The sequence below is a fragment of the Streptomyces sp. NPDC026522 genome (assembly GCF_055567555.1).
In genome coordinates, this window is record NZ_JBVHQF010000011.1 from 135234 (window position 1) to 148535 (window position 13302).

Annotated in this window: 13 protein-coding genes; 1 reads left to right on the forward strand and 12 read right to left on the reverse strand. The window is 70.4% G+C overall.

Annotated elements, in window-relative coordinates:
• Positions 1-29: 29 nt before the first annotated feature.
• The 10 genes from gmk to pyrR form a co-directional block, all read right to left on the reverse strand.
• Positions 30-593: a guanylate kinase gene (gene gmk / locus ACZ4M3_RS26745; protein WP_467736759.1), complete on the reverse strand. Its 564-nt coding sequence runs from the start codon at positions 591-593 to the stop codon at positions 30-32.
• Positions 594-654: 61 nt separating this feature from the next.
• The gene (locus tag ACZ4M3_RS26750) at positions 655-978 is read right to left on the reverse strand and encodes an integration host factor (protein WP_030234009.1); all 324 of its coding nucleotides are present in this window, start codon (positions 976-978) and stop codon (positions 655-657) included.
• Positions 979-1277: 299 nt separating this feature from the next.
• Positions 1278-2132 (reverse strand): orotidine-5'-phosphate decarboxylase, encoded by an 855-nt coding sequence (gene pyrF, locus ACZ4M3_RS26755; RefSeq protein WP_467736761.1) that lies wholly within the window; start codon positions 2130-2132, stop codon positions 1278-1280.
• Complete coding sequence (locus ACZ4M3_RS26760; protein ID WP_467736763.1) at positions 2129-3238, reverse strand: quinone-dependent dihydroorotate dehydrogenase; 1110 nt, start codon at positions 3236-3238, stop codon at positions 2129-2131. Before ACZ4M3_RS26760 ends, pyrF begins: the two co-directional genes overlap by 4 nt.
• An 84-nt stretch (positions 3239-3322) precedes the next feature.
• On the reverse strand, positions 3323-6631 hold the full coding sequence (gene carB / locus ACZ4M3_RS26765; protein ID WP_467736765.1) for a carbamoyl-phosphate synthase large subunit: 3309 nt from the start codon (positions 6629-6631) through the stop codon (positions 3323-3325).
• Positions 6624-7781 (reverse strand): glutamine-hydrolyzing carbamoyl-phosphate synthase small subunit, encoded by a 1158-nt coding sequence (carA, locus tag ACZ4M3_RS26770; protein WP_467736767.1) that lies wholly within the window; start codon positions 7779-7781, stop codon positions 6624-6626. Before carA ends, carB begins: the two co-directional genes overlap by 8 nt.
• Positions 7778-8359 (reverse strand): PH-like domain-containing protein, encoded by a 582-nt coding sequence (locus tag ACZ4M3_RS26775; protein WP_453353741.1) that lies wholly within the window; start codon positions 8357-8359, stop codon positions 7778-7780. The genes carA and ACZ4M3_RS26775 overlap by 4 nt, the downstream gene beginning before the upstream one ends.
• Positions 8356-9642, reverse strand: a complete 1287-nt coding sequence (locus tag ACZ4M3_RS26780; RefSeq protein WP_467736769.1) for a dihydroorotase — start codon at positions 9640-9642, stop codon at positions 8356-8358. Before ACZ4M3_RS26780 ends, ACZ4M3_RS26775 begins: the two co-directional genes overlap by 4 nt.
• 2 nt (positions 9643-9644) lie before the next feature.
• Positions 9645-10634, reverse strand: a complete 990-nt coding sequence (locus ACZ4M3_RS26785; protein ID WP_467736770.1) for an aspartate carbamoyltransferase catalytic subunit — start codon at positions 10632-10634, stop codon at positions 9645-9647.
• A 120-nt stretch (positions 10635-10754) separates the two neighbouring features.
• Positions 10755-11333 (reverse strand): bifunctional pyr operon transcriptional regulator/uracil phosphoribosyltransferase PyrR, encoded by a 579-nt coding sequence (pyrR, locus tag ACZ4M3_RS26790; RefSeq protein WP_136210900.1) that lies wholly within the window; start codon positions 11331-11333, stop codon positions 10755-10757.
• Between the two features lie 259 nt (positions 11334-11592).
• Between pyrR and bldD the strand changes: the two genes are divergently transcribed.
• Entirely contained in the window at positions 11593-12093 is a 501-nt protein-coding gene (bldD, locus tag ACZ4M3_RS26795) for a transcriptional regulator BldD (RefSeq protein ID WP_030841550.1), read from the forward strand.
• A gap of 176 nt (positions 12094-12269) precedes the next feature.
• Here the strand turns inward: bldD and nusB are convergent, their stop codons facing one another.
• Together nusB and efp are read right to left on the reverse strand one after the other, a co-directional pair.
• Positions 12270-12698, reverse strand: coding sequence for a transcription antitermination factor NusB (gene nusB, locus ACZ4M3_RS26800; protein ID WP_453355622.1), 429 nt, complete (start codon positions 12696-12698; stop codon positions 12270-12272).
• 2 nt (positions 12699-12700) lie between these two features.
• On the reverse strand, positions 12701-13267 hold the full coding sequence (gene efp / locus ACZ4M3_RS26805) for an elongation factor P (RefSeq protein ID WP_361133705.1): 567 nt from the start codon (positions 13265-13267) through the stop codon (positions 12701-12703).
• Between the last annotated feature and the right edge of the window lie 35 nt (positions 13268-13302).

Sequence of the window (13302 nt, forward strand, 5' to 3'; positions counted from 1 at the left end):
GCGTTGATCGGACAAATACCGAACAACGATCAGACAACGTCCATCAAGGCTAGCAGCTCACGCGCCACGTCCTCGACGGAGGTGTTGACCAGGGTGGTGTCGAACTCGGGTTCGGCAGCGAGTTCGATCTTCGCGGCGGCCAGCCGGCGCTCGATGACCTCGGCCGACTCGGTACCGCGGCCGGTGAGGCGACGGACCAGCTCTTCCCAGCTCGGCGGGGCCAGGAAGACCAGCTGGGCCTCCGGCATCGACTGGCGCACCAGCCGGGCGCCCTGGAGGTCGATCTCCAGCAGCACCGGCTCGCCGTTCTCCAGGCGTTCCAGCACCGCGCCGCGCGGCGTGCCGTAGCGGTTGCCCGCGAACTCGGCCCACTCCAGCAGCTCGCCGTTGGCGACCAGCTTGTCGAACTCGTCGTCGCCGACGAAGAAGTAGTGGACACCGTGTCGCTCACCGGGCCGCGGCTTGCGGGTGGTGGCCGACACCGAGAGCCATACCTCGGGGTGGACCTTGCGCATATGCGCGACGACCGTGCTCTTGCCGACCCCGGAGGGGCCGGAGAGCACGGTCAGCCGCGGACGAACCTCTGCTGCCATAGAGCGATTATCCAGGTTCCAGGGACTGCCTGAGAACGCCGGGAGAACTTCGGGCGACGCCTCAGGCGCCGCTACCGCCGAACTCACGCTCCAGAGAGGCGATCTGGTTGGAGCCGAGACCTCGGACACGCCGGGATTCGGAGATGCCGAGGCGCTCCATGATCTGCTTGGCGCGGACCTTGCCCACGCCGGGCAGCGACTCGAGAAGGGCGGAGACCTTCATCTTGCCGATGACGTCGTTCTCCTGTCCCGTCTTGATGACGTCGTGGAGAGAGGCGCCGGAATGCTTGAGTCGATTCTTCACCTCGGCCCGCTCCCGGCGAGCCGCGGCGGCCTTTTCGAGCGCTGCTGCGCGCTGTTCAGGGGTAAGGGGCGGAAGAGCCACGCCTACGTCACCTCGGATGTCGAACTGTCGGATACGGACCGGCACGGAGCCAGGAGGCACCACACCAGGCGAGCGCCCGAACAGCGGTGATATTCATCCGCTGCTCGTTGACTCTGCTCGGAGACTAGCGGCCTGGGCCGCTCCAGTCAGCGAGAACGGACGAAAAGTCCTGGTCAGCCTCCGTTGAAACGGACATCACGGACAAACTACCCCGGTTTTGTCCGGTCGAGGACCCTCGGTTTTCGTCAAGCCGTGCGACGGACCCCCTCCGCGGAGTCCGCCGCAGCTCACCGCACCGGTCAGGCGGAGGGGACCGCCGCGCGGATCTCGGCCGCGAAGCCGGCCGCCGCCGACCGCAGCGCGGCGGTGTCCGGGCCGTGCCGCAGGATGCCCCGCGAGACGTTCGGGACGACGTTGCCGACGGCCGCGCCGAAGACCGCCGGGAGGTCGGCGGCCGTGGCACCCTGCGCGCCGATGCCGGGCGCCAGGAGCGGGCCGTTGATGTCCAGGTCGAAGGAGGACAGGTCGCCGAGGGTCGCGCCCACGACGGCGCCGAAGGAGCCCATCGGCTCGGCCCCCGCGTTCTCCGCCGCCAGGTGGGCCAGCATCGTCGCGCCGATCGACCGGCCGTCGGGGCGCACCGCCCGCTGGACCTCCGCCCCCTCCGGGTTCGAGGTGAGGGCCAGGACGAAGAGCCCGGCGCCGGAGCGGCGGGCCAGGTCCACCGCCGGGGCGAGCGAGCCGTAGCCGAGGTACGGGGAGACCGTCAGGGCGTCGGAGAAGAGCGGCGAGTCCGGCGCGAGGAACGTCTCGGCGTAGGCGGCCATGGTGGAGCCGATGTCCCCGCGCTTGGCGTCCATGACGACCAGCGTGCCGGCCGCCCGGGCGTCGGCCACGGTCCGCTCCAGCACCGCGATGCCCCGCGAGCCGAACCGCTCGAAGAAGGCGGCCTGCGGCTTGAAGACGGCGACCGAGTCCGCGAGGGCCTCGACGACGGTGCGGGAGAAGGTCTCCAGCCCGGCGATGTCGTCGTTCAGGCCCCAGGAGGCCAGCAGCGCGGCGTGCGGGTCGATGCCGACGCACAGCGGGCCGCGGGAGTCCATCGCCGCCCGCAGCCGGGCGCCGAAGGGGGTCACGGGGGTCGCAGAGGTCACTGGGAGGCCTTCCGGGTCTCGGCGCCCACCGCGTCGGCGAGCGTCTCGTACGGGCTGTCGGCCAGGCGCTGGGCCAGGCCTCGGTGGATGGCGCGGGCGTAGCCGGGACCCTCGTAGATGAAGGCGCTGTAGCCCTGGATCAGCGTCGCGCCCGCCAGGATGCGCTGCCAGGCGTCCTCGGCGTTCTCGATGCCCCCGACGCCGACCAGCACCAGCCGGTCCCCCACCCGGGCGTACAGCCGGCGCAGGACCTCCAGCGAGCGCGCCTTGACCGGGGCGCCGGACAGTCCGCCGGTCTCCTTGACCAGGGCGGGATCGGACTTCAGGCCCAGGCCCTCGCGGGCGATGGTGGTGTTCGTCGCGATGATGCCGTCCAGGCCCAGCTCCAGGGCGAGGTCGGCGACGGCGTCCACGTCCTCGTCGGCGAGGTCGGGCGCGATCTTGACCAGCAGCGGGACCCGGCGGTCGGGCACCACCCGGTCGGCCGCCTCCCGCACGGCGCTCAGCAGGGGCCGCAGCGACTCGGTGGCCTGGAGGTTGCGCAGGCCCGGGGTGTTCGGCGAGGAGACGTTGACCACGAGGTAGTCGGCGTGCCGGGCCAGCCGCTCGGTGGAGGCGACGTAGTCCGCCACCGCCTCCTCCTCGGGCACCACCTTGGTCTTGCCGATGTTGACGCCGACGACGGTCCGGAAGACCGCCTTGCGGGCCGCGAGGCGCTGGGCGACGGCCGCCGAGCCCTCGTTGTTGAAGCCCATCCGGTTGATCAGCGCCCGGTCGGGGACGAGGCGGAAGAGCCGCTTCTTGGGATTGCCGGGCTGGGCCTGCGCCGTGACCGTGCCGATCTCGACGTGGTCGAAGCCGAGCATCGCCATGCCGTCGATGGCGACGGCGTTCTTGTCGAAGCCGGCCGCCAGCCCGAAGGGACCGTGCATCCGCAGGCCCAGGGCCTGCGTGCGCAGCTCCGCGTGGCGGGGGGCCAGGACGGCCGCGACGAAGGTGCGCAGCACCGGGGTGCGGGCCGCGAGGCGGATCCAGCGGAAGGCCGTGTAGTGGGCCTGCTCCGGGTCCATCCGCTTGAAGACGAGGTTGAAGAAGAGTTTGTACATCGGCGTGGGGATCCTTCTGCGCTCATGAAGAGGGGGACACCCGTCGCTGTCGCGAATCCGGTGTCCCCCTCCTGCTACGGGCTGCTAGTCGCGGGCCGCGATCAGGTGCTCGGCGTGCTCCTGGAGGGAGCGGACGCCGACGTCGCCGCGGTTGAGCGCGTCGATGCCCTGGACGGCGGCGGCGAGCGCCTGGACCGTCGTCAGGCACGGGACGCTGCGCGCCACGGCCGCGGTACGGATCTCGTAGCCGTCGAGGCGGCCACCCGTGCCGTACGGGGTGTTGACGATCAGGTCGACCTGGCCGTCGTGGATCAGCTGGACGATCGTCTTCTCGCCGTTCGGGCCCTCGCCCTCGCTGAGCTTGCGCACGATGGTGGCGTTGATGCCGTTGCGGCGCAGCACCTCCGCGGTGCCGGAGGTCGCCATCAGCTCGAAGCCGTGGGCGACCAGCTCGCGGGCCGGGAAGATCATCGAGCGCTTGTCGCGGTTGGCGACGGAGATGAACGCCCGGCCCTTGGTGGGCAGCGGGCCGTAGGCGCCGGCCTGCGACTTGGCGTAGGCGGTGCCGAAGACGGTGTCGATGCCCATGACCTCGCCGGTGGAGCGCATCTCCGGGCCGAGGACGGTGTCGACGCCGCGGCCGTGGATGTCGCGGAAGCGCGACCACGGCATGACGGCCTCCTTGACGGAGATCGGCGCGTCCAGCGGCAGCGTGCCGCCGTCACCGGTCTTCGGGAGCATGCCCTCGGCGCGCAGCTCGGTGATGGTGGTGCCGAGCGAGATGCGGGCGGCGGCCTTCGCGAGCGGGACCGCAGTCGCCTTCGAGGTGAAGGGGACGGTGCGGGACGCGCGGGGGTTGGCCTCCAGGACGTAGAGGATGTCGCCCGCCATCGCGAACTGGATGTTGATCAGACCGCGGACGCCGACGCCCTTGGCGATGGCCTCGGTGGAGGCGCGCAGGCGCTTGATGTCGTAACCGCCGAGGGTGATCGGGGGCAGCGCGCAGGCCGAGTCGCCGGAGTGGATGCCGGCTTCCTCGATGTGCTCCATGACGCCGCCGAGGTAGAGCTCGGTGCCGTCGTAGAGGGCGTCGACGTCGATCTCGATGGCGTCGTCGAGGAAGCGGTCGACCAGCACGGGGCGGGTCGGCGAGATCTCGGTGGACTCGGCGATGTACGACTCCAGCCGGGTCTCGTCGTAGACGATCTCCATGCCGCGGCCGCCGAGCACGTACGACGGGCGGACCAGGACCGGGTAGCCGATCTCGTCGGCGATCGCCTTGGCGCCCGCGAAGGTGGTGGCGGTGCCGTGCTTGGGCGCGGGCAGGCCGGCCTCGGCCAGGACCCGGCCGAAGGCGCCCCGGTCCTCGGCGGCGTGGATGGCCTCCGGGGAGGTGCCGACGACGGGGACGCCGTTGTCCTTGAGCGCCTGGGCGAGACCGAGCGGGGTCTGGCCGCCGAGCTGGACGACGACACCGGCGATCGGGCCGGCCAGCGACTCGGCGTGGACGATCTCCAGTACGTCTTCCAGCGTCAGCGGCTCGAAGTACAGGCGGTCGGAGGTGTCGTAGTCCGTCGAGACGGTCTCCGGGTTGCAGTTGACCATCACGGTCTCGTAGCCGGCGTCGCTGAGCGCGAAGGAGGCGTGGACGCAGGAGTAGTCGAACTCGATGCCCTGGCCGATGCGGTTCGGGCCGGAGCCCAGGATGATGACCGCGGGCTTGGTGCGGGGCGCGACCTCGGACTCCTCGTCGTAGGAGGAGTAGAAGTACGGGGTCTTCGCGGCGAACTCGGCGGCGCAGGTGTCGACCGTCTTGTAGACCGGGCGGACGCCGAGCGCGTGCCGGACCTCGCGGACGACGTCCTCGCGCAGGCCGCGGATCTCGGCGATCTGGGCGTCGGAGAAGCCGTGCCGCTTGGCCTCGGCGAGCAGCTCGGGGTGCAGCTTCTCGGCGGCGGCCAGTTCGTCGGCGATCTCCTTGATGAGGAAGAGCTGGTCGACGAACCAGGGGTCGATCTTCGTGGACTCGAAGACCTCTTCCTGGGTGGCTCCGGCGCGGATCGCCTGCATGACGGTGTTGATGCGGCCGTCGGTCGGGCGGACGGCGGTGGCGAGCAGCTCGTCCTTGTCACCGGGCTCGCCGACGAAGGTGAACTGCGAGCCCTTCTTCTCCAGCGAGCGCAGGGCCTTCTGCAGCGCCTCGGTGAAGTTGCGGCCGATGGCCATGGCCTCGCCCACCGACTTCATGGTGGTGGTGAGGGTGGCGTCGGCGGCCGGGAACTTCTCGAAGGCGAAGCGCGGGGCCTTGACCACGACGTAGTCGAGGGACGGCTCGAAGGAGGCCGGCGTCTTCTCGGTGATGTCGTTCGGCACCTCGTCCAGCGTGTAGCCGATGGCCAGCTTGGCGGCGATCTTGGCGATCGGGAAGCCGGTGGCCTTCGAGGCGAGCGCCGAGGAGCGCGAGACGCGCGGGTTCATCTCGATGACGATGACGCGGCCGTCGGCCGGGTCGATCGCGAACTGGATGTTGCAGCCGCCGGTGTCGACGCCGACCTCGCGGATGATCGCGATGCCGATGTCGCGCAGCCGCTGGTACTCGCGGTCGGTCAGCGTCATCGCCGGGGCGACGGTGATCGAGTCGCCGGTGTGCACGCCCATCGGGTCGAAGTTCTCGATGGAGCAGACGACGACCACGTTGTCCTTGGTGTCGCGCATCAGCTCCAGCTCGTACTCCTTCCAGCCGAGGATGGACTCCTCCAGGAGCACCTCGGTGGTCGGGGAGAGCGTCAGGCCCTGGCCGGCGATGCGGCGCAGCTCTTCCTCGTCGTGCGCGAAGCCGGAGCCGGCGCCGCCCATGGTGAAGGAGGGGCGGACGACGACGGGGTAGCCGCCGAGCGTCTCGACGCCCGCCAGGACGTCGTCCATCGAGTGGCAGATGACCGAGCGGGCGGACTCGCCGTAACCGATCTTGGCCTTGACGGCCTCGACGACGCCCTTGAAGAGGTCGCGGTCCTCGCCCTTGTTGATGGCCTCGACGTTGGCGCCGATCAGCTCGACGCCGTACTTCTCCAGCACCCCCTGCTCGTGCATGGAGATGGCGGTGTTCAGCGCCGTCTGGCCGCCGAGGGTGGGGAGCAGCGCGTCGGGGCGCTCCTTGGCGATGATCTTCTCGACGAACTCGGGGGTGATCGGCTCGACGTACGTGGCGTCGGCGATCTCCGGGTCGGTCATGATCGTCGCCGGGTTGGAGTTCACCAGGATGACCCGCAGGCCCTCGGCCTTGAGGATGCGGCAGGCCTGGGTGCCGGAGTAGTCGAACTCCGCGGCCTGTCCGATGACGATCGGGCCGGAGCCGATGACCAGGACGGACTGGATGTCGGTGCGCTTAGGCACGCTCGGCCTCCATCAGGGCGGTGTTCATCAAGGACGTGAAGCGGTCGAAGAGGTACGCGGCGTCGTGCGGGCCGGCGGCCGCCTCGGGGTGGTACTGGACGCTGAAGGCCGGCTGGTCGAGCAGCTGGAGGCCTTCCACCACGTTGTCGTTGAGGCAGACGTGGGAGACCTCGGCGCGGCCGAAGGGGGTCTCGGAGACCTTGTCGAGCGGCGCGTCGACGGCGAAGCCGTGGTTGTGCGCGGTGATCTCGACCTTGCCGGTGGTGCGGTCCTGTACGGGCTGGTTGATGCCGCGGTGGCCGTACTTCAGCTTGTAGGTGCCGAAGCCGAGCGCGCGGCCGAGGATCTGGTTGCCGAAGCAGATGCCGAAGAGCGGGGTCCTGCGGGCGAGCACGCCCTGCATGACGGACACGGCGTGGTCGGCGGTGGCCGGGTCGCCCGGGCCGTTGGAGAAGAACACGCCGTCCGGATTGACCGCGTACACGTCCTCGACGGTGGCGGTGGCGGGCAGCACGTGCACCTCGATGCCGCGCTCGGCCATCCGGTGCGGGGTCATGCCCTTGATGCCGAGGTCCACCGCGGCCACGGTGAACTTCTTCTCCCCGATGGCGGGGACCACGTAGGCCCGCTCGGTGGCGACCTCGGCGGAGAGATCGGCGCCCTTCATCTGCGGGGAGTCCTGGACCTTCGCCAGCAGTACGGCGTCGTCCATCACCGCCTCGCCGGAGAAGATGCCGACGCGCATGGCGCCGCGCTCGCGCAGGTGGCGGGTCAGGGCCCGGGTGTCGACGCCGCTGATGCCGACGACGCCCTGCGCGACGAGCTCCTCGTCCAGCGAGCGGCGCGAGCGCCAGTTCGAGGGGACGCGGGCGGGGTCGCGCACCACGTAGCCGGAGACCCAGATGCGGGAGGACTCGGGGTCCTCGTCGTTGACGCCGGTGTTGCCCACGTGCGGGGCGGTCATCACGACGACCTGCCGGTGGTACGACGGGTCGGTGAGGGTCTCCTGGTAGCCGGTCATGCCGGTGGAGAACACGGCCTCGCCGAAGGTCTCCCCCACAGCGCCGTAGGCACGGCCGCGGAAGATCCGGCCGTCCTCCAGGACGAGTACGGCGGGAGCTTTGGCTGCTCCCCTGGTGGAGGTCGTCATCGTTCGGCGCCTTCCGTCGTGATGGTTGGGTTCATGAGGTTTACGGCTTCGACCCAGGCGGCGTGTTCGGCCGCCCGGTCGGAGCGGAATCCCGAGTCGATCAGCTTGTCGCCGTGCGCCCAGGTGACGACGAGCAGACCGCCCTCGGTGAGTACCTTGCCCGCGATTCCCTTGTCGAGGCGGGCGCCGCGCAGCTGCGCGGCCGGTACGAAGAAGTCGGTGGCCCCCGGACGGACCACGTCGAGGCCCGCGTCGGTGAGCGTGAGCTCGACCCGGCTGCGCACCCCCAGGCCGTGGGCGACTATCCGGTCCAACCACTGTCCGGCGGTGGTGGACCCGTGGTACCGGCCGGTCAGGGCCAGCCGGTGGGCGGGCAGACCGCTCGGGGCGGCGGGCAGCTCCGGCAGATCGCTCTGCAGGGTGCCGCGCCATTTCCAGCCCTGCCGCATCAGCCAGTAGACGAACGCGATGAAGACGAGCAGACCGATCACCCAGGCGATGCGGGCGCCCCAGTCCGTCACCTCCGCCGAGTGTCGTTCGGCGGCCTCGGCGGCCAGTTGGATTACTGCAGGTGTCACGCCAGCGTCCCGTCCACGACCGTTGCCCGGCCCCGCAGGAAGGTGTGAGTGACGCGCCCCGGCAGCTCACGGCCCTCGTAAGGCGTGTTGCGGCTGCGGGAGGCGAAGTGTGCGGGGTCCACGACACCACGGTACGAGGTATCGACCAAGGTCAGGTTCGCGGGTTCACCTGCCGAGACGGGGCGGCCGTGGTTCTCCAGGCCGCCGATCCGCGCCGGGGCGAAGGACATGCGCTGGGCGACGCCCGCCCAGTCGAGCAGCCCGGTCTCGACCATCGTCTGCTGGACGACGGACAGCGCGGTCTCTAGGCCGACCATGCCCATGGCGGCGGCGGCCCACTCGCAGTCCTTGTCCTCGTGCGGGTGCGGCGCGTGGTCGGTGGCGACGATGTCGATCGTGCCGTCGGCGAGCGCCTCGCGCAGGGCCAGTACGTCCCGCTCGGTGCGCAGCGGCGGGTTGACCTTGTAGACCGCGTTGTACGAGCGCACCAGCTCCTCGGTGAGGAGCAGGTGGTGCGGGGTGACCTCGGCGGTGACGTCGATGCCGCGGGACTTGGCCCAGCGGACGATCTCGACGGAGCCGGCGGTGGACAGGTGGCAGATGTGCACGCGGGAGCCGACGTGCTCGGCGAGGAGCACGTCGCGGGCGATGACCGACTCCTCGGCGACGGCCGGCCAGCCGCCCAGGCCCAGCTCGGCGGAGACGACGCCCTCGTTCATCTGGGCGCCCTCGGTGAGGCGGGGCTCCTGGGCGTGCTGGGCGACGACGCCGCCGAAGGCCTTCACGTACTCCAGGGCGCGGCGCATGATCACGGCGTCGTCCACGCACTTGCCGTCGTCGGAGAAGACGGTGACGTGCGCGGCGGAGTCGTGCATCGCGCCGAGCTCGGCGAGCTGCTTGCCCTCCAGGCCGACGGTGACGGCGCCGATGGGCTGGACGTCGCAGTAGCCGGACTCCTTGCCCAGGCGCCAGACCTGCTCGACCACACCGGCGGTGTCGGCGACCGGGAAGGTGTTCGCCATCGCGAAGACGGCGGTGTAGCCGCCGGAGGCGGCGGCCCGGGTGCCGGTCAGGACGGTCTCGGAGTCCTCGCGGCCGGGCTCGCGCAGGTGGGTGTGCAGGTCGACGAGGCCCGGGAGGAGCACCTGGCCCTCGGCCTCGATGACGGTCGCGCCTTCGGCGGACAGGTCCTGCCCGACCTCGGCGATGGTCTCGCCGTCGATCAGGACGTCCTGCGCCTCGCCGCCGAGTACCTTCGCGCCGCGGATAAGGATCTTGCTCATGGTTACTTGTTCTCCTCGGTGCGCGCGGCGTGGGTGGTGGTGACGGCGGGCTCGGAACCGCCGAGCAGCAGGTACAGGACGGCCATCCGGGTGGAGACGCCGTTGGCCACCTGCTCGACGGCCGTGCAGCGGTCGGAGTCGGCGACCTCGGCGGTGATCTCCATGCCGCGGTTCATCGGGCCGGGGTGCATCACGATGGCGTGCTCGGGCATCTTGGCCATGCGGTCGCCGTCGAGCCCGTACCGGCGGGAGTACTCGCGCTCGGTCGGGAAGAAGGCGGCGTTCATGCGTTCGCGCTGCACACGCAGCATCATCACCGCGTCGGACTTCGGCAGCACCTCGTCCAGGTTGTACGAGACCTCGCACGGCCAGCTCTCGACGCCGATCGGGACCAGCGTGGGCGGGGCCACGACGGTGACCTCGGCGCCCAGCGTGTGCAGCAGCTGGACGTTGGAGCGGGCGACCCGGCTGTGCAGGACGTCGCCGACGATCGTGATCCGGCGGCCGTTCAGGTCCTTGCCGAGGCCCGCGTCGCGCCCGACCAGGCGGCGGCGCATGGTGAAGGCGTCGAGCAGGGCCTGGGTGGGGTGCTCGTGGGTGCCGTCGCCGGCGTTGACCACGGCGGAGTCGATCCAGCCGGAGGTGGCGAGGCGGTACGGGGCGCCGGAGGCGTGGTGGCGGATGACGACGGCGTCCGCGCCCATCGCCTCCAGGGTCAGGGCGGTGTCCTTGAGGGATTCGCCCTTGGAAACCGAGGAACCCTTGGCGGAGAAGTTGATGACGTCGGCGGAGAGCCGCTTGGCGGCCGCCTCGAAGGAGATCCGGGTGCGGGTCGAGTCCTCGAAGAAGAGGTTCACGACCGTCAGGCCGCGCAGGGTGGGCAGCTTCTTGATCGGCCGGTCCGCGACCCGGGCCATCTCCTCGGCGGTGTCGAGGATGAGGACGGCGTCGTCGCGGGTGAGATCGGCGGCCGAGATGAGGTGGCGCTTCATCTGGGTGCTCCGTAGGTCAGGAGGGCAGTCGGCCGGGCGGGCGGGCGGACTGTCTGGCTGGTGTCGCGGGCAGGGCAGGCTGCGGCCGGGGCACCCGTGGGGGGCCCGGACCGGTGCGGGCTACTGCTGCCCGGCTGCCCGGTCGGTCCGCTGGCCGAGCAGTACGGCATCGCGGCCGTCCTCCTCCTGGAGCTGGACCTTGACGGTCTCCCGCAGCGACGTGGGGAGGTTCTTGCCGACGTAGTCGGCGCGGATCGGCAGTTCGCGGTGGCCCCGGTCGACGAGGACCGCGAGCTGGACGGCGCGGGGGCGGCCGAGGTCGCCGAGGGCGTCCAGGGCGGCGCGGATGGTGCGGCCGGAGAAGAGCACGTCGTCGACGAGGATGACCAGGCGGCCTTCGATGTCGTCGCCGGGGATCTCGGTTCTGCCGATCGCCCGGGCGGGCTTGAGCCGCAGGTCGTCTCGGTACATGGTGATGTCGAGGGAGCCGACCGGGATCTTGGTGCCGGTGATCTCTTCGAGCTTGGCGGCCAGCCGGCGGGCGAGGAAGACACCGCGGGTGGGGATGCCGAGGAGCACCACGTCGTCGGCGCCCTTGGCGCGTTCGACGATCTCGTGGGCGATGCGGGTCAGTACCCGCGCGATGTCCTGGGCGTCCAGCACGGGACGCATGACATCGGAGCTCTGCTGGGTGTCCAAGGAAAGGACCTCCTTCTCCGCCTCACGGGACGGACCTTAAAGGACGTCTGATGTTCGCGTTCCACCGTAGCAGCCGGACGGCCCGGGTCCGTCCACCGGGCACGCGCCGGGACCCCTCGTAAGTGGGGGTTGAAGAGCATTCGGCTTGACGCATCCAAGTAACGCTGCGTAACCTCACAGTGAGTTACCAGCCGCGCGGCGGAGCCGCTCGTGGTCATGCCGTCCATGTCGTCACAGCGTCACAGCGTCCGGGAGCGTTATGTCCAGCGAATACGCCAAACAGCTCGGGGCCAAGCTCCGCGCCATCCGCACCCAGCAGGGCCTCTCCCTCCACGGTGTCGAGGAGAAGTCCCAGGGCCGGTGGAAGGCCGTGGTGGTCGGTTCGTACGAGCGCGGGGACCGCGCCGTGACCGTCCAGCGCCTCGCCGAGCTGGCGGACTTCTACGGGGTTCCGGTGCAGGAACTCCTGCCGGGCACCACCCCGGGCGGAGCGGCCGAGCCGCCGCCGAAGCTGCGCCTCGACCTGGAGCGGCTGGCGGGCGTGCCCGCCGAGAAGGCCGGCCCGCTCCAGCGCTACGCCGCGACGATCCAGAGCCAGCGCGGCGACTACAACGGCAAGGTGCTCTCGATCCGCCAGGACGACCTGCGCACCCTGGCGGTCATCTACGACCAGTCCCCCTCGGTCCTGACCGAGCAGCTCATCAGCTGGGGCGTGCTGGACGCGGACGCCCGGCGCGCCGTGGCCCACGAGGACGCCTAGTCCCACCGGGCCCAGGCCCAGCAGAAACGTTACCGGCGGGTGCCGGGCCTCCCTCGGGGGGTCCGGCACCCGCCGTTCGTATGGGGTGGGTGGGCGACCCTACGGACCCCGCACAACGGAGGGCCCGCGGCGCCGTAACGCGCCGCGGGCCCTCCGTTGTGCCGGTTCGCCGCCGACTACTCGCGGCGCAGGCTCGGCTTGAGGTCCTTGAACCGGCCCAGCAGTCCGTTCACGAACGAGGGCGACTCGTCCGTGGAGAACTCCTTGGCCAGCTGGACCGCTTCGTCGATCGCCACGGCGTCCGGGGTGTCGTCCACCCAGATCAGCTCGTACGCGCCCAGCCGCACGATGTTCCGGTCCACGACCGGCATGCGGTCGAGGTCCCAGTCCACGGCGTAGGTGACGATCAGGTCGTCGATGCGGTTCACCTTGTCGGCGTACCCCTCGACAAGGTCCATCGTGAACGCGTTGACCGGCGGCTGCCGGTCGTCCGACCGCGCGTGGCGGATCCAGTCCGCGAGGACCTCGCGCACGGACACGCCGCGCTGATCGGCCTCGAAGAGGATCTGGAAAGCGCGCTTTCGCGCGTTGCTCCGGGCAGCCACGGTTAGCTGTTCACCCGGCCGAGGTAGTCGCTGGTGCGGGTGTCGACCTTGATCTTCTCACCGGTGGAGACGAAGAGCGGGACCTGGATCTCGTGGCCCGTCTCCAGCGTCGCCGGCTTGGTGCCGCCGGTGGAGCGGTCGCCCTGGACGCCCGGGTCGGTGTGCTGGATGACCAGCTCGACGGCGGCCGGCAGCTCGACGTAGAGCACCTCGCCCTCGTGGCGGGCCACGGAGGCGGTGAAGCCCTCGATGAGGAAGTTGGCGGCGTCGCCGACGACCTTCCGGTCGACCATCAGCTGGTCGTAGGTCTCCATGTCCATGAACACGAAGTACTCGCCGTCCATGTACGAGAACTGCATGTCACGGCGGTCGATCGTGGCCGTGTCGACCTTGGTGCCGGCGTTGAAGGTCTTGTCGACGACCTTGCCGGAGAGCACGTGCTTGAGCTTGGTGCGCACGAAGGCCGGGCCCTTGCCGGGCTTGACGTGCTGGAACTCGACGACGGACCAGAGCTGGCCCCCGTCGAGCTTCAGCACCATGCCGTTCTTGAGGTCGTTCGTGGAAGCCACGGTTGCGGAATCTCCTGCACTGGAAGACCACGGGT